General features: G+C 60.8%; 12 protein-coding genes. 3 read left to right on the top strand and 9 right to left on the bottom strand.

Annotated elements, in window-relative coordinates:
- Positions 1–72 precede the first annotated feature (72 nt).
- From serB to BLU78_RS00655, 3 genes are read left to right on the top strand one after another with little or no spacing between them, the layout of a single operon-like run.
- Complete coding sequence (gene serB, locus BLU78_RS00665) at positions 73–1296, top strand: phosphoserine phosphatase SerB (protein WP_010259191.1); 1224 nt, start codon at positions 73–75, stop codon at positions 1294–1296.
- A 6-nt stretch (positions 1297–1302) separates the two neighbouring features.
- Positions 1303–2073 (top strand): DUF5689 domain-containing protein, encoded by a 771-nt coding sequence (locus BLU78_RS00660; RefSeq protein ID WP_010259189.1) that lies wholly within the window; start codon positions 1303–1305, stop codon positions 2071–2073.
- A complete protein-coding gene (locus BLU78_RS00655; RefSeq protein ID WP_026020563.1) occupies positions 2051–2950 on the top strand; it encodes a DUF5689 domain-containing protein in 900 nt (299 codons plus the stop codon). Before BLU78_RS00660 ends, BLU78_RS00655 begins: the two co-directional genes overlap by 23 nt.
- Here the strand turns inward: BLU78_RS00655 and obgE are convergent.
- The 9 genes from obgE to BLU78_RS00610 all read right to left on the bottom strand — a co-directional run bounded on the left by obgE (position 2880) and on the right by BLU78_RS00610 (position 16148).
- Positions 2880–3893: a GTPase ObgE gene (gene obgE / locus BLU78_RS00650; RefSeq protein WP_010259185.1), complete on the bottom strand. Its 1014-nt coding sequence runs from the start codon at positions 3891–3893 to the stop codon at positions 2880–2882. The genes BLU78_RS00655 and obgE overlap by 71 nt on opposite strands.
- Positions 3894–4184: 291 nt before the next feature.
- Positions 4185–5246 carry a 3-isopropylmalate dehydrogenase gene (gene leuB, locus BLU78_RS00645; RefSeq protein WP_010259183.1) on the bottom strand — a complete coding sequence of 354 codons (1062 nt, stop codon included), beginning with the start codon at positions 5244–5246 and terminating at the stop codon, positions 4185–4187.
- A complete protein-coding gene (locus BLU78_RS00640) occupies positions 5236–6777 on the bottom strand; it encodes an alpha-isopropylmalate synthase regulatory domain-containing protein (RefSeq protein WP_010259180.1) in 1542 nt (513 codons plus the stop codon). Before BLU78_RS00640 ends, leuB begins: the two co-directional genes overlap by 11 nt.
- A 9-nt stretch (positions 6778–6786) precedes the next feature.
- On the bottom strand, positions 6787–7380 hold the full coding sequence (leuD, locus tag BLU78_RS00635; protein ID WP_010259177.1) for a 3-isopropylmalate dehydratase small subunit: 594 nt from the start codon (positions 7378–7380) through the stop codon (positions 6787–6789).
- A 12-nt stretch (positions 7381–7392) separates the two neighbouring features.
- Positions 7393–8769, bottom strand: coding sequence for a 3-isopropylmalate dehydratase large subunit (leuC, locus tag BLU78_RS00630; RefSeq protein WP_010259174.1), 1377 nt, complete (start codon positions 8767–8769; stop codon positions 7393–7395).
- A gap of 1 nt (position 8770) precedes the next feature.
- The gene (locus tag BLU78_RS00625; RefSeq protein WP_026020562.1) at positions 8771–10291 is read right to left on the bottom strand and encodes a 2-isopropylmalate synthase; all 1521 of its coding nucleotides are present in this window, start codon (positions 10289–10291) and stop codon (positions 8771–8773) included.
- A 168-nt stretch (positions 10292–10459) separates the two neighbouring features.
- Positions 10460–11365 (bottom strand): hypothetical protein, encoded by a 906-nt coding sequence (locus BLU78_RS00620; protein WP_010259170.1) that lies wholly within the window; start codon positions 11363–11365, stop codon positions 10460–10462.
- A gap of 13 nt (positions 11366–11378) precedes the next feature.
- The gene (locus tag BLU78_RS00615) at positions 11379–13022 is read right to left on the bottom strand and encodes a RagB/SusD family nutrient uptake outer membrane protein (RefSeq protein WP_010259168.1); all 1644 of its coding nucleotides are present in this window, start codon (positions 13020–13022) and stop codon (positions 11379–11381) included.
- Positions 13023–13028: 6 nt separating this feature from the next.
- The gene (locus BLU78_RS00610) at positions 13029–16148 is read right to left on the bottom strand and encodes a SusC/RagA family TonB-linked outer membrane protein (protein WP_026020561.1); all 3120 of its coding nucleotides are present in this window, start codon (positions 16146–16148) and stop codon (positions 13029–13031) included.
- Between the last annotated feature and the right edge of the window lie 95 nt (positions 16149–16243).

Raw genomic sequence — 16243 nt, 5'->3', positions numbered from 1 at the left:
AAAAAGGAGAACTTTATTAACTTTGTCTACGCTTTTTGCAGAAAGCGACAGAAAACACCATACATTAACACAATGCAGAACAACGTTGAAATTATCCAGATAAACATTTCGGGCGAGGACAAGCCGGGCATGACCTCTTCGCTCACCGAGATTCTCGCGCGTTACGACGCCTTCATCCTCGACATCGGCCAGGCCAACATCCACCAATCGCTGACACTGGGGATTCTGATAAAGACCACCGCCGACAAGTCGGGAAGCATCATGAAAGAGCTGCTTTTCAAAGCCTCGGAGCTGGGCGTCATGATCCGCTTCACGCCCATCACCGAGGAGCGTTACGACGATTGGGTGGGCCGTCAGGGCAAGAACCGCTATATCATCACCTTGCTGGGCCGCACCGTCACGGCGCGACACATCGCCGAGGTGACGAAAGTCGTGGCCGAACACGGACTCAACATCGACGCCATCAAACGCCTTACGGGCCGCATGCCGCTCTGCGAGGACGACCGCGCGGCCAAATCGTGCATCGAGCTCTCGGTGCGCGGGTCGCTCTCCGACGAGGAGCGCAGCACCATGCAGGCGGGATTCATGAACCTCTCGGACATCGGCCTCGACGTCTCGTTCCAGAAGGACGACATCTACCGCCGCAGCCGCCGCCTGATCTGCTTCGACATGGATTCGACGCTGATCGAGACCGAGGTGATCGACGAACTGGCCGAACGGGCCGGCGTGGGCGACGAGGTGCGCGCAATCACCGCCAGCGCCATGCGCGGCGAGATCGACTTCCGCGAAAGTTTTTCGCGGCGGGTGGCGCTGCTCAAAGGGCTCGACGTTTCGGTCATGGACGAAATTGCCCGCAACCTGCCCATCACCGAGGGGCTGGAACGCATGATGACCATCCTCAAACGCGTGGGCTACAAGACGGCGATCCTCTCCGGCGGATTCACCTATTTCGGCAACTACCTGCGTCAGAAATACGGCTTCGACTACGTTTATGCCAACGAACTGGAGATCGAGGACGGACGTCTGACGGGACGTTACGTCGGCGAAGTGGTCGACGGACGCCGCAAGGCCGAGTTGCTGCGGCTGCTGTGCCAGTTCGAAGAGATCAACATTGCCCAGTCGGTGGCCGTCGGCGACGGCGCCAACGACCTGCCGATGCTCAACCTCGCGGGTCTGGGCATTGCATTCCACGCCAAACCCAAGGTGAAGGCCACGGCCCGTCAGTCGATTTCGACGATCGGACTGGACGGCATCCTCTATTTCCTCGGGCTGAAAGATTCGCGCATCGAAGCCTGATCCGGTATGCCCCGCTTCCGCCGCATCGCCTTCGCCTTCGCCGCGCTTCTGACAGCCGGGTGTTACGACTCCCGGTTCGGGGAGCCGGACGGCAATGCGCCTGGAGAACCCGCGACAGAGACCATCGCCGCACTGCGGGCACGCTATGCCGGAACCCCGTTCACGGTCACGGGCGACATCGTGGTCGCAGGGACGGTCACGACCAGCGACCGGGCGGAGAATTTCTACCGCACGCTCTGCATCGAGGCAGATGAAGCGGCAGTTGAAGTGATGGCGGGTATCGACCACCTGCACAACGACTTTCCGACCGGATGTCATGTGACACTGCGGCTGAAAGGGCTGACCGTGGCCGAGAGCCGCGGCGTATTGCAGATCGGACGTCCTCCCGCCGTGGGAAGCGGCTATGCAACCGATTACATCGGCTCCCAGCCGGCGCTGGCCGCCGTACTCGCCCGCAACGGCGAGAACCTGCACTCCCCCACACCCGCCCTGCGCCGGATATCCGAACTCACTCCGGCCCTTTGCGGCACGCTGGTCCGCATCGACGGCCTCCGCTACACGCCCGAGGACCTCTCGGCGTCAACGTGGTCCGGATACAAACGCTTCACCGACAGCGACGACAACACCGTCTACACCTATGTCCGCACCTATGCCCGGTTTGCCGACACCGACGTCCCCGTCGGAACGGTATCGCTGACAGGCATTCTCCAATACGACGCTGCGGGCGACGGGCGTTACATCCTCAAACTGCGCGATGAGAGCGATTGCCGGCCTTAGTCTGTTGCTGTTGGCCGGGTGCGACAAAGCCACGGAGCCCGGATTTGCAGAGGCGCCCGAGGTGTCGCGGCACACCGTCGCCTACCTGAAATCGCTCTGCGACGGCCGCAGCAGCGCCGCCGTCACGCAGGACATCACCATCCGGGGATTCATCACCGCCAACGACCTTTACGGAGAGTTCGACAGGACGATCGTCGTCGAGGACCCGAGCGGCGGCATCGCCATCGCCGCCGGGCATCCCTCGCTGGCCGACGACTATCCGTTCGGCGCGGTCGCCACCGTGCGGTGCAACGGGCTGACGCTCTGCAATTACGGCGGAAAGATCGAACTGGGTTCCGAACCCGGGGATTACGGGGCCGAAGCAATTCCGCGCGAGGAGCTGTCCCGCTATATCCGCGTCACGCTGCCGGAGGAGGGCGAAAGACACCGGGCCGCCCCGCTCACTTTCGGGGAGGTTTCGGCACGCCACATCGACACCCGGGTCCGGTTCGACGGCGTGCGGTTCGCCGATGCGGGAAAAACCTGGTGCGACACCGACCCCGAAACGGGACGTACCGTCGCCACTGAGCGGACGATCGTCGATGCCGGGGGCAACGAATTCACCGTACGGAGCGCCGCGACATGCGCTTACGCAAAAGAGCCCCTGCCTTCCGGCACGGGCTCCCTGTATGGAATCATCGACTATTTCGCGGGAAAGTACACGCTCCGCGTCACCAACCGTGAGGTCGTCTTTTCCAGGACCGCAACGCTGTACACGGCACATTCTGCATATCAGACGCCCGATCCCGGCGTCCCGGAACGGCACGTTACCGTTGCAACGCTTCCCAGAGCATATCTTTCAGTTGTTGGATGTTCAGCCCCGAGACCGACGAAATAAAGACCGACGGAACGCCTTCGGGCAGGTGGCCGCGCATCTCGGCAATCAGTTCGTCGTCGAGCATGTCGCATTTGGTGATGGCCAGCAGACGCTCCTTGTCCAGCAGTTCGGGGTTGTACTGCGTCAGTTCGCCCAGCAAGACCTCGTAATCGCGGCGGATGTCGTCGCTGTCGGCGGGAATCATGAACAGCAGCACCGAATTGCGCTCGATATGGCGCAGGAAGCGGGTTCCGAGACCGCGGCCCTCGTGGGCGCCCTCGATGATGCCCGGAATGTCGGCCATGACGAACGACTTATGGTCGCGGACCTCGACAATGCCGAGGTTAGGCTCCAGCGTCGTGAAGGCGTAGTTGGCGATCTTGGGCTTCGCGGCCGAAACCACCGACAGCAGCGTCGACTTGCCCGCATTGGGAAAACCCACCAGCCCCACGTCGGCCAGCACCTTCAGTTCGAGAATGAACGTACCCTCCTCGCCGTCCTCACCCGGCTGGGCATAGCGCGGCGTCTGGTTCGTGGCGCTTTTGAAATGCCAGTTGCCCAGACCGCCCCGGCCGCCTTTGAGCAGCACGAGTTGTTCGCCGTCGGCCGTCACCTCCCCCACCGTTTCGGTCTCGGTCGTGCCGTCCTCGTTCTCATAGATGCGGTTGGCGACCGTGCCCAGCGGTACGGGGATGATGATGTCCTTGGCATCCTTGCCCGACGAACGGGCTCCGGAGCCGTGTTCGCCGTCCTCGGCGAACTGATGGCGCTGGTATTTGAGGTGGATGAGCGTCCAGTACTGCTTGTCCCCCTGCAGGATGATGCTCCCGCCCTTGCCGCCGTCACCGCCGTCGGGGCCGCCGAAAGCCACGAATTTCTCGCGCCGGAAATGCGTCGAGCCGCCGCCGCCGTGTCCCGAACGGGCGAATATCTTTACGTAATCTACGAAGTTCGATCCTGCCATATTTGTTCATCGTTTTTGTGCTGTCAATCGTCCTTGCCGCCGCCTCCGATATTCGTTTACAAGTCTGCCCCACCCCGGCTAAAAGCCGGGCTTTAGGGGCGATCCCCGGATGTTAAACATCGGGTCCAACACTCCGCTCCACATTTTAAAAGCCGTTTCTTAAACGGCCCTCGGGAGGGGCTTTTCGCATGCGACCGGAATGCAGCACTCTGATTAGGATTGCAAAGATACTACAAAAAAAGCAGACTGCGAAACGCAGTCTGCAAACAACCCGTTATTTCAGAGGACCGTTCATACATTCTTCGCAACGTAATCCCCCACCTCGGAGGTCGAATACGCCCGCCCGCCGGCGGCCACGAGGTCCTCGGTGACGATGCCGTCGGCAAGGGCCTTGTCCACGGCCCGGCGCACGGCTTTGCCCTCGGCGTCGAGTCCCAGGTGCTCCAGGAGCATGGCGGCCGAGAGGATCGTGGCCATCGGATTGGCGATATTTTTGCCCGCGGCCTGCGGATAGGAGCCGTGAATGGGCTCGAAAAGGGCCACCTCGGCACCGACGCTCGCCGAGGAGAGCATGCCCAGCGAACCGCTGATGACGCTGGCCTCGTCGGTGAGGATGTCGCCGAACATGTTCTCCGTCACGATGACGTCAAAATAAGCCGGCTGGCGGATGATCTGCATCGCGGCGTTGTCCACGAACATGTAGTCCACCGCCACCTCGGGATACTCTTTGGAGATGCGCTGGGCTGTTTCGCGCCACAGACGCGAGGTTTCGAGCACGTTGGCCTTGTCGACGACCGTGAGTTTGCGGCGGCGCGACACGGCCAGCCGGAATGCCACGTGCAGGACCCGCTCGATCTCTCCGACCGTATAGGTACAGGTGTCGAAAGCGCGTTTTCCGTCGTCATCCCGTCCCTGAGGACGGCCGAAATAGATGCCGCCCGTGAGTTCGCGCACGCAGATGAAATCCGTCCCGCGCACGACCTCTGCGCGGAGCGGCGAACGGTCGGCCAGCGCGTCGAACAGCGCCACGGGGCGCAGGTTGGCGAACAGCCCCAGCGACTTGCGCATCCGCAGAAGCCCCTGCTCGGGGCGCACCTTGGCCGTGGGGTCGTTGTCGTACTTCGGGTCGCCGATGGCCCCGAACAGCACGGCGTCGGCGGCAAGGCAGACACGGTGCGTCTCGTCGGGATAGGGGTCGCCCGTGGCGTCGATGGCCGCGGCGCCCACCAGCGCAGGGGTATAGGTGATCTTGTGTCCGAACTTTTCCGCCACGCGGTCCAGCACCTTGGCGGCTTCGGCGACGATCTCGGGACCGATGCCGTCGCCGGCTAAAAGAGCGATGTTAACATCCATTGTCGTTATAGTTTATTTCGATGATATTCAACATTTTGACCGTTGCCTTAATGGCGGCTTCGGTCTGGTCGGCGTCCAGCCCGCGGGTTTTGAACACACGGCCCTCCATCTCCCACGTGATGATCGTCTGCACGAAGGCGTCGGTGCGGCCTCCGGGCGGGATCGACACGGCATAGTCGCGCAGCATCGGAAACTCGCGCCCGAGCTGTTCGCGGTAGATTTGCCGCAGGGCCCGCATAAAGGCGTCGTACTGGCCGTCGCCGGCCGAGGTCTGTTCGTAGGGACGGTCGTGAATCTCGATTTTGAGCGTCGCCACGGGGCGCAGTCCCTGCGCCAGCGAAAGGCTGTAATTGAGTATCCTCACCGGATTGTCCGAGAGGTCGTAGCGCAGCACGTCGGCGACGATATAGGGCAGGTCCTCGACCGTCACCAGCTCCTTCTTGTCGCTCAGCTCCACCACCCGTTCGGTCACCTTGCGCATCGCGGCCTCGTCGAGGTCGATGCCCAGCACTTCGAGATTTTTGAGGATGTTGGCTTTGCCCGAAGTCTTGCCCAGCGCGTATTCGCGGACGCGGCCGAAGCGCTCGGGCAACAACTCGTTGAAATAGAGATTGTTCTTGTTGTCGCCGTCGGCATGAATGCCCGCACATTGCGTGAAGACGCTCTCGCCCACGATCGGACGGTTGGCGGGAATGCGGATGCCGGTGTGCGACTCGACCGTGCGGCTGACACGGTTGATCTTCGTCTCGTCGATGCCGGTCGTACAGCCCAGCCGGTCGTGGAGCACCGCCACGGTGCTCGACAAAGGCGCATTGCCGGCGCGTTCGCCCAGCCCGTTGACGGTGACATGAACCCCGTGGAAACCCGCCCGCACGGCGGCGGCGGTATTTGCCACGGCCAGGTCGTAGTCGTTATGGGCGTGGAAATCGAAGTGCAGATGCGGATAGCGTGTCACCAGATCGCGGCAGAAACGTTCGGTATCGTAGGGATCGAGCACACCCAGCGTGTCGGGACACAGGAAACGCTGCACGGGGGCGTCGGCCAGTCCGTCGAGCATGGCATAGACATAGTCGGGCGAATGGCGCATGCCGTTGGACCAGTCTTCGAGGTAGAGGTTCACGCGCATATCCCGGTCGACGGCGGCAAGTATCTCGGCGCGCACATCCGCCAGGTGTTGTTCGGGCGTGCGGCGCAGTTGCCCCTCGCAATGCTTGCGGGAGCCTTTGGCCAGCAGGTTCACCACGCGGCATCCGGCCGCGCCCAGCCAGTCGAGCGACAACCCGCCGTCGATGAACCCGAGGGCTTCGACACGGTCGGCATACCCCTTGGCTGCGGCCCACTCGGCGACGGCGCGCACGGCCTGCTGTTCGCCCTGCGAAACCCGCGCCGAGGCGATCTCGATGCGGCTCACGCGCAGTTCCTCCAGCAGGAGCCGGGCGATGGTGAGCTTCTCGCGGGCGTTGAACGAAACGCCCGACGTCTGCTCGCCGTCGCGCAGCGTCGTGTCCATTATTTCGACCGGACGAAGCATCGGCACGGTCTATTTGCGGGCGGCCTCGAAAGCCGCGATCCGGTCGGCGATACTGTGCAGGTAATCCACGTCGTCGTAGCCGTTCTGAAGGCAGCGTTTCTTGTAGGCGTCGATCTCGAAACCCTCGCTGCGGCCGCTCGACACGACGGTCAAAGTCTGGTTGTCCAGATCGACCGTGAACTGCGCTTTCGGGTCGTGTCGGATCTCGTCGAACACAGCTTTCAGAAACTCCTCGCTGACACGGATCGGCAGCAGGCCGTTGTTCAGGGCGTTGTTGCGGAAGATGTCGGCGAAGAAGCTCGACACCACGACCCGGAAACCGTAGTCGGCGATGGCCCAGGCGGCGTGCTCGCGCGAACTGCCGCACCCGAAGTTGCGCCCGGCGACGAGAATCTGTCCCCCGTAACGGGCGTCGTTCAGCGGGAACGACGCGATCTTCGCGCCCGAAGCGTCGTAACGCCAGTCGCGGAAAAGGTTGTCGCCGAATCCCTTGCGCTCGGTGGCTTTCAGGAAGCGCGCCGGAATGATCTGGTCGGTATCTATGTTTTCCACCTCGACGGGCACCGCCCCCGAGGTGAAGGTTACGAATTTGGGTATTGACATCGTATTCCGTTTTTACAAATCAAACACTTCACGGGGATCGGCGATCCGCCCTGTCACCGCGGCGGCGGCCGCTACGGCCACGCCCGAGAGCATCGTGCGGGCGCCGGGGCCCTGACGCCCCTCGAAATTGCGGTTCGAAGTCGAAACGCTGTATTTGCCCGCAGGGATTTTGTCGGCGTTCATCGCAAGGCACGCCGAACAGCCCGGCTGGCGGAGTTCGAAACCCGCAGCGGCGAGTATCTTATCCAGCCCCTCGGCCTTGGCGGCAGCCTCGACGCCCTTCGAACCGGGGACGATCCACGCCGTGATATTGTCGGCCTTGCGGCGTCCTTCGACCAGACGGGCGAAGCGCCGCAGGTCCTCGATACGTCCGTTGGTGCAACTGCCGACGAAAACGTAGTCGACCGGCTTGCCCAGCAGTTTCTCGCCGGCTTTGAAACCCATGTACTCCAACGCCTTGGGGTCGGCATCGGCGGGAATCGACGCATCGACGGCCATGCCCATCCCGGGATTGGTGCCGTAAGTAATCATCGGGGCGATGTCGGCGGCATCGAAGCGGTACTCCTTATCGAAAACCGCGTCCGCATCGCTGTAAAGCTCCCGCCAGCGGGCCACGGCCCGGTCGAAATCGGCCCCCTGAGGAGCCCGTTCACGGCCCCGGAGGTACTCGAAAGTCTTTTCGTCGGGGGCGATCATGCCGCCGCGGGCACCGCACTCGATGCTCATGTTGCAGACCGTCATGCGGCCCTCCATCGAAAGCGACCGGATCGTGCTGCCGGCAAACTCGATGAAATAGCCCGTGCCGCCCGAAGCGGTGATCTGCGAAATGATATAGAGAATGACATCCTTGGCCTCCACGCCCGGGCGCAGGTCGCCGTTGACGGTGATGCGCATGGTCCGGGGTTTGGTCTGGAGAATGCACTGGCTGGCGAAGACCATCTCGACCTCCGAGGTGCCCACGCCGAACGCCACGGCTCCCAACGCTCCGTGCGTCGAGGTGTGGCTGTCTCCGCAGACGATCGTCATGCCCGGCTGTGTGAAGCCCAGCTCGGGGCCGATGATATGCACGATGCCCTGCTTGGGGTGCCCCACCCCGAAATGCTCGATGCCGTGCCGGGCGCAGTTCTCGGCCAGGGCCTCGACCTGCCGCCGCGACTCGGGCTCCTCGATCGGGAGGTGCTGGTCGACGGTCGGGATGTTATGGTCGGCCGTGGCGGTGATCTGCGACGGCCGCGCCACGCCGAAACCCCGACGCTCGATGCCCCCGAAAGCCACGGGCGAAGTCACCTCGTGAATATACTGCCGGTCGATGTAGAGCACACAGCGACCGCCATCCTCGACGCGCACGGTGTGTGCGTCCCAAATCTTGTCCAAAAGCGTTCGTCCCATATCAATTTTCCTCCTCGATCTTTTCAGTTACGTTGAGTGCCCGCAGGGCGTCGAGGAACGCCTCGATCGAAGCCCGCGTAGTGTCGGTGTGCGCAGCGAATCCGTGGACCGTGCGGCTGCCGCACTCGACCTGCACGTGTACGCGGCCCACGTCGTTCGATCCCCGCGTGATGGCCTGCATGAGGAACTCCGAAAGCACGACTTTCTCGTTGATGAGCTTTTTGATGGCCGAAACCGCGGCGTCGACCGGGCCGTTGCCCGTGGCGATGGCCATACGCTCGTGATCGCCGAATTTCAGCACCACGGTAGCCGTCGGAACCAGCGTTCCGGTGGTCACCTGCAGGAATTTCAACGCCACGGACTGCTGTTTCATGCGGTCGATGTCGCCCACGAGATAGATCAGGTCGTAATCGTGAATCTCCTTCTTCTTGTCGGCCAGCACGAGGAATTTCTCGTAGGTGGCGTCCAGCTCCTCCGGCGTGAGGTCGTAACCCAGCAGTTCGAGCCGGTGCACGAGGGCCGCGCGGCCGCTGCGGGCCGTGAGGGCGATGACCGACTCGTTCAGGCCGATGTCCTGCGGGTCGATGATCTCATAAGTCTGGCGCTGCTTCAGCACCCCGTCCTGGTGGATGCCCGACGAATGGGCGAAAGCGTTGCGGCCCACGATAGCCTTGTTCGGCTGCACGGGCATGTTCATCAGGCTCGACACCAGGTGCGAAGCCTTGGTAATCAGTTGTGAATTGATATTCGTGTCGATATTGACGTCTTTGTGGCAGCGCAGGGTCATCACCACCTCTTCGAGCGAAGTGTTGCCGGCGCGTTCGCCGATGCCGTTGATCGTCACCTCGGCCTGCCGGGCGCCGTTCAGGACACCGCTCAACGTATTGGCCGTAGCCATGCCCAGGTCGTTGTGGCAATGGGTGGAGATGATCGCCCGGTCGATGTTCGAGACATGATCGACGAGGTATTTGATCTTGGCGCCGTATTCGTTCGGAAGGCAGTAGCCCGTCGTGTCGGGGATGTTGACCACGGTGGCGCCGGCGGCAATGGCCGCCTCGACGACGCGCGCCAGATACTCGACGTCGGCCCGGCCTGCGTCCTCGGCGTAGAACTCCACATCCTCGACATAGCGTTTGGCATATTTCACCGCCGCAACGGCCCGTTCGAGAATCTTTTCAGGCGTAGAGCGCAGTTTGTCGTAAATATGCTGCGGCGACACGCCGATACCCGTATGGATACGCTTGTGCTTGGCAAGACGCAGAGCGTCGGCCGCCACGTCGATGTCCTTCTCCACGGCACGCGTCAGCGCACAGATCGTCGGTTCGGAAACGGCTTTGGAAATTTCCAGCACGGAATTGAAATCCCCGGGGCTGGAAATCGGGAAACCGGCCTCGATCACGTCCACGCCGAGATTCTCGAGCAGTTTGGCTACCTCGATTTTTTCGGTGGTGTTCAGCTGACAGCCGGGAACCTGCTCACCATCGCGGAGCGTGGTGTCGAAAATGTACAATCTCTCACTCATAACTAACCTGTTTTTAACCTGTAAACTCAGACAAAGACAGTGCGGGCCATAGACAAAGCCGATCCTTGTCGGCTCTGTCGGGCGCCGCCTATCCAAGCGAAAACCTGTTTTCGCAAATATAAATAAAAATTCTTAAATAATACCCTAAATTGCTTATTTAGCGCTCTTTTATGGCAACGTAACGGTCAGCGGATAGGCTCCGTCGTTGAGAAATCCATACTGATATTCGGGCAGGCAGTAGACCGGATAAAGCTGTAACACTTTATCCGACAGCTTCTTATTCTCTTTGTTATAATCCGAAAAATCCTTTCCCCAGACATACTCGCCCGGATAATAGGCATAGGCCGTATATTTCGCATTGACCATCATGCCCGTACAGAACGGCTCGTAAGTGATCTGCCCCTTGGCGTCGACGGCGAACTGCACGTAGGCCGACGGGGTTCCCATCCAGCCGTTCTCAGCGTACTCCTCCTTGATAAGCCCCTCGGTATAGGGGTCCATCACGCGGTAGATCTCCGCCTCCTGCGCCCGGTAGATGTCGGCCTTATAGGTGCCGTCGAAGACGCAGGCGTCGTGGTAATCGCACTTGCCCAGGTAATCGAACGTCAGTTGGCGACTCACGGACATCGTCACCTGATCGCGTTTCGAAGGGCTCAGAGAATCCTTGATCGTCAGACGCATCTTATATTTGGTGGTGATGCCCAGCAGGTCGAGATTCGTGAAACGCACCTGCGCATAGGCCACCTTCGCCCCATCGGCGAAGATCACCCGCTGAGTGGTCAGCGAAAAGATGCCCGCAGGATCGGCATCGGCCCAGTACGGCTCGGAAGCTCCTGCCTTGGAGATGTCGTACTCGAATTTCAGTTCGGCGATCTGGGCGTCCTCGGTGCCGCGGTAGATCGGCACGAGAATCTGGTTGGCATTCGCCGAACCGACCTCCACATTGAGCACCGAAGCCGCGAAACCAAAGCCCGAGCTGCCCGAATAGGTGGTTTTCTGCACGTCGTCACTGCATCCGGATGCTGCGGCAAACACAGCAACAGCGGCCAGCGCGGCTATATGGAATGATTTCATCGTTTATACGCATTTAGGATTGAACATAGGGATTCTGATCGGCGGCCGTGATGTTGGGGTTGTTATCGATCTCAGCCTGCGGAATCATCATGATGCACTCGAGGTAGTCGCTCGGGAAACTGAGGTACTCGGAATATTTGCTCAGGTAGTTGGTGTGGTTGCTCTTCTCACCGTTCACCTCCCAATAGCGCGTCCACCCTTTCGCCAGGCGCAGGATGTCGAAAATGCGCCCGGCCTCACCCCACAGCTCGATACGGCGCTGGAGGATGATTTCGTCGAGCAGGGTCTTCACAACGCCCGTCGTGGCGAAGGTCTGGGTGCCGCCCGTCAGCGATTCGATGCGCCTGGCGTACTCCGTGTCGCGGCGCGAACCCAGTTCGAGAAGCGTGCTGCGGGCCTCGTCCTCGTATTCGGCACCCATACGGCACAGCGCTTCAGCGCGGATGAGGTAAGCCTCTTCCAGCCGCATGAAGATATAATCGCCTTTATGCGCCTTCTGATCGGCCCACTGAAACTTATGCTGGTTGTAGTTGATGTTGGCCCCGTAGCTCCAGTCCTCGGCCGGAATGCCGATATTGCCGTTCCACCACCCTTTGCGAACATCGGTGTCGGGAATCTGGGCATAGAGCCAATTGCTGATGCACTTGGGCGTCTCGGCCGCATAGTAGACATCGGTGCAGGCATCCATGTTGGAGAAGAACGACGCATAGACGGTAGACTGTTCCGAGAGCATCTCCGCACCCCACAGCACCGAGCTCGAGGCCACGGAGTTGAACGGCGTCTTGCCCGTGGTCCAGTTCTTCGTCGCATCGTCGAACGTGCCCTTCACGACCGTGGCGTCGGTCCTGCTGAGCAGCGAACGGCCCGGTTTCTTCATCGCCTCGGCAGCCGCTTCGGCAGCCGCCGGCCAGTCGTTCTGCACCAGCGCGACGCGGGCTTTGAGCAGGCTCGTGGCATAGTAGTCGAGGTTGGAAATGTGCTCCTGCGCGATGCCGCACTCCTCGAAACGCGTCAGGGCAGCCGTCAGGTCGTCGTTGATCTGCGTGTAGACCTGCTCCACCGTCCCGCGTCCCTTGCCCTTCGACGCGCTGGTCGTGGGTTCGGTGTACACCGGCACCCCGGGCCACGTCTCGTGTTTCTTGTAGGTCTGCTGGAACGACTGGATCAGCATGAAATAGGCGAACGCCCGGGCGGCATAAGCCTGCGCCATGACGCATTTCAGTTCGTTCTCATCCCCCGTGGCGGTGTGCTCGACTGAAAGAATGTAGTTGACGTTGCTGACGATCTCGTAAAAGTATTTCCACGTGAAATAGCTGCGCCAAATCTTGCTGGTATAGCGCACACGGGCCTCGTAGTTGTAGTCCTTCCAGAACCATCCGGGTCCCTGGGCCGTCTGGATCATGTCGTCGCCCATCACTTCGGCGCACAGCGTCACGGCCATGTTGCCAAAGCATTGGTGGGCGTTGGCCGTCACGAAGTCGATGCGGTTGTACATCGTCGAATAGACTCCGTTCATGGCCACCTTGACGGCATTGACATCCTTGAGGATCAAACTTTTGTCCACCTCGTTCGACGGAGCGGTCTCCATCAGGTCGCCGCAGCCGGACAGACCGGCGCAGGCCGCAAGGCAAAGGAGTATGTATCTGAATTTTTTCATCGCAGTTTAGAATTTTAAGTCCACACCCAGCGTGAACGTACGGTTGGGCGTATAGGAATAGGAGGTCGACCCCGTGAAGCTGGCCTGCGGATTCATACCCTTCAGGTGGGTGAAAGTCCACGGACTGTCGGCAGCCAGGTAGACGCGCAGCGACTCGATGCCGACTTTACCCAGCAGCCGCTTCGGCAGGCTGTAACCCAGCGAGATATTCTTCACGGCGAAATACGAGGCGTCGACCAGGTAGCGATCGGTGATCTGTGTCGAGGCGGTGGTCGTCGTGCGCGGCACGTCGGTCCGCTGTCCCGGGGCAGTCCATGTGCGCAGGGCGTTGCGGTGGTAGGTCTGTCCGACGAACGACGGCTCCATCATGGCGTTGTAGATCGAGTCGTAGATCTTGCCCCCGAGCGAATAGGTGAACAGCAATCCCAGATCGAAACCGCGGAATTTCAGCGACGAGGAGATCGATCCGTAGATGTCGGGAATGCGGCTGCCCTGCAGGTATTTGCAGCCGGCAGCCACCGTGGCGTCGTTGGTCACGTACTCCGAACCGGGCTTCATGCTGCCGTCGGCGTTCTTCTCATAGGCCCAGTAGAGCTGTTCGCCGGTGGTCGGATCGACTCCCGCGCTCTTGGACATATAGAAAGTGTTGATCTCCTGTCCCTCGCGGATGATGTAGACGCCGTTGATGATGTCCTCGCCGTTGTCGGTGAGCTTCAGAACCTTGTTCTTCAGCGTGGAGCCCATCACCGAGACGTTCCAGCGCCAGTCGCGCGTCGTGACGATGTCGGCCCCCAGCGTGATGTCGAAACCGCGGTTGACAATGCTGCCCACATTGGCGTAATAGCCCGGGAAACCGAGCGAAATGGCCATCGGGTACTCCAGCAGCAGGTCGGTGGTCTTGCGGTTATACCACTCGACGGTACCCGTGAGCCGGTCGAACAGGCGGAACTCGACGCCGACGTTGAGATTGCCGTTCTTCTCCCACGTCACGTCCTGATTCTCGATCGAGTTGATGACCGCTCCCGACTGGTTGGCGTTCGGATAGTTCATGTCGTAGAGCGACTGCCAGGCGTAGTAGGAACCGAGGTTGTCGTTGCCCTGCACACCATAGCTGGCTTTGAGCGTGACGTTGTCGATCCAGCTCACGTCGCTCAGGAACTTTTCCTGCGAGATGCGCCACGAAGCGCCCACCGACCAGAAAGCTCCCCAGCGGTTCTCCTTTTTGAAACGCGAGGAGGCGTCCATGCGGAAGCTTGCCGAGAAATAATAACGGTCGGAGAAGTCGTAGTTGACGCGGCACAGGTAGGAATTGATCGAATAGTTGTCGGACGCCGAATTGGCCTCGGCAAGCGTCGAACCCATGCCCAGGTCGTCGTAGTCGGCGAAAGGAAATCCGGTGCGCTCGGCAATGATGTAACGCATATTGTAATTGTAGAACTCGTGGCCCGCCATGGCGTCGATGTTGTGCCGGCCGATCCGCGTCTTGTAGGACAACAACTGGTTCCACGTATAGCTCATCATGCGGCTGCTCTCCTTGGTGAGGCGGCCCGTACCGGCGGCGTTACCCGAAAAGGGGTTGTAATTGGTCGTCTCGTAGGCGTTGACGTTGTCCACGCCGATATTGGAGGTGAATTTCAGTCCTTTCCAGTTGAAACCCACATAGGCGCGGGTGCTGACGTTGTCGGTCAACGTATAATAGTCGTCGTCGAAAAGCGTCGCCACCGAGTTGCGGTTGTTCTGCGCCCCGGCCGGCCGCGAGGAGCCGTAGTCGAAGACCTTTTTGTCATCCTCGTACACGGTGCTGCCGTCGGGATTCTTCTTGTAGACCGGGTAGATCGGGGCCATCAGCATGGCCGAATACCAGACATTGGTGTTGTTGGCCGTGCCTTCCGAACCGAGGAACTGGCTGTCGGTGTGCGCATAGTTGACGTTTGCGCCGAAATCGAACCATTTCTTGGGCGAAAAATCCGCCCCGACACGCACCGTATAACGTTCGAAACCGGTGGTCTTGAGCGTCCCCTCCTCGTTGAGATAGCTCAGCGAAGCGAGATAGCGACTGTTCTTACCCGAGCCGTTGACCGAGACCTGATACTCCTGACGGACCGGGCATTTCGCTTCGGCCTCGTCGAGCCAGCTCTCGTTGTATTTCGGGCGGGCATCTTTCACGATCTTGCCGTTGGCGTCGAAAAGCTGCCCGATCTCCTTGTCATAGATATTATAGATATTGTCCGTGCCGAGTATCTGGCGTGCAAGCCGGCCGGTGGTCATCCCCGCGGCCACGGACGGAAGGTAACCCTCCGTATAGACCAGATCGTTGTAACACGCCAGGTACATGTGTTCCATATATTCGCGGGCCGACATCGTGTTGTAGGAGGGGATGGCCCGCGAACTGACGCCCACCTTGGCGCTCAGGCGCACGCTGAACGCTTCGCCCCGTCCGGCGTTCTGTTTGGTCGTGATAAGGATCACGCCGTTGGCGCCGCGGGCCCCGTACAAGGCTCCTGCCGAAGCATCCTTGAGCACCGACATGGATTCGATATCGCTGCTGTTGATCGAATTCAGGTCGCCGTCGAACGGTACGCCGTCGACCACTAACAACGGGGAGTTCGAGGCGTTGATCGACCCGAAACCGCGGATGCGCAGTTCGGCTCCGCTGCCCGGCTGTCCGCCGCCCGAGGTGGACATGACGCCCGCGACCTGTCCGTCGAGCATCTTGGTGACATCGGTCACGGGACGGTCCTTGAGCTTCTCGGCCGTGACGATCTCGGCCGAACCGGTGAACGTCTCCTTTTTGGTCGTTCCGTAAGCCACGACGATCACCTCGTCGAGCACTTTGTTGTCGGCGGCCATCTTCACGTCGATCACGTCGGCCGCGCCGACCTTGTGCCGCTGGGTGGTCATGCCCAGGAACGAGAAAACGAGCGTCTGCCCCTGAGAGGCCTTAATCGTATAGTCGCCCTTGAGCCCGGTGACCGCCGCCGCGGTCCCGTTCTCCACCGTGACGGCGACGCCCACTACGGGCGCTCCGTCGGCGGCATCGGTCACGGTGCCCCGCACGGTGCGGGACTGGGCCTGCACGGCGCAGATCGCCACACAGGCTATGACTGTTGCCAGAAATCTCTTCATTTCATGCTGTTTTAAGCGGGTTTGAATTGCTGATAAAAGGGGTTGCCCGCCTGTCAGGCCGGCAACCCCTCTGATTTCTACGCTCCCGGGGCGGT

Origin of the sequence: Alistipes timonensis JC136 (assembly GCF_900107675.1) — a bacterium.
Taxonomy (GTDB): domain Bacteria; phylum Bacteroidota; class Bacteroidia; order Bacteroidales; family Rikenellaceae; genus Alistipes; species Alistipes timonensis.
The sequence above is the reverse complement of the archived record's forward strand: the minus strand, read 5'-3'. Positions and strand labels throughout refer to the sequence as shown.

Coding starts and splice junctions, on each gene's coding strand:
- serB (WP_010259191.1), top strand. CDS start 73: ATGCAGAACAACGTTGAAATTATCCAGATAAACATTTCGGGCGAGGAC.
- BLU78_RS00660 (WP_010259189.1), top strand. CDS start 1,303: ATGCCCCGCTTCCGCCGCATCGCCTTCGCCTTCGCCGCGCTTCTGACA.
- BLU78_RS00655 (WP_026020563.1), top strand. CDS start 2,051: ATGAGAGCGATTGCCGGCCTTAGTCTGTTGCTGTTGGCCGGGTGCGAC.
- obgE (WP_010259185.1), bottom strand. CDS start 3,893: ATGGCAGGATCGAACTTCGTAGATTACGTAAAGATATTCGCCCGTTCG.
- leuB (WP_010259183.1), bottom strand. CDS start 5,246: ATGGATGTTAACATCGCTCTTTTAGCCGGCGACGGCATCGGTCCCGAG.
- BLU78_RS00640 (WP_010259180.1), bottom strand. CDS start 6,777: ATGCTTCGTCCGGTCGAAATAATGGACACGACGCTGCGCGACGGCGAG.
- leuD (WP_010259177.1), bottom strand. CDS start 7,380: ATGTCAATACCCAAATTCGTAACCTTCACCTCGGGGGCGGTGCCCGTC.
- leuC (WP_010259174.1), bottom strand. CDS start 8,769: ATGGGACGAACGCTTTTGGACAAGATTTGGGACGCACACACCGTGCGC.
- BLU78_RS00625 (WP_026020562.1), bottom strand. CDS start 10,291: ATGAGTGAGAGATTGTACATTTTCGACACCACGCTCCGCGATGGTGAG.
- BLU78_RS00620 (WP_010259170.1), bottom strand. CDS start 11,365: ATGAAATCATTCCATATAGCCGCGCTGGCCGCTGTTGCTGTGTTTGCC.
- BLU78_RS00615 (WP_010259168.1), bottom strand. CDS start 13,022: ATGAAAAAATTCAGATACATACTCCTTTGCCTTGCGGCCTGCGCCGGT.
- BLU78_RS00610 (WP_026020561.1), bottom strand. CDS start 16,148: ATGAAGAGATTTCTGGCAACAGTCATAGCCTGTGTGGCGATCTGCGCC.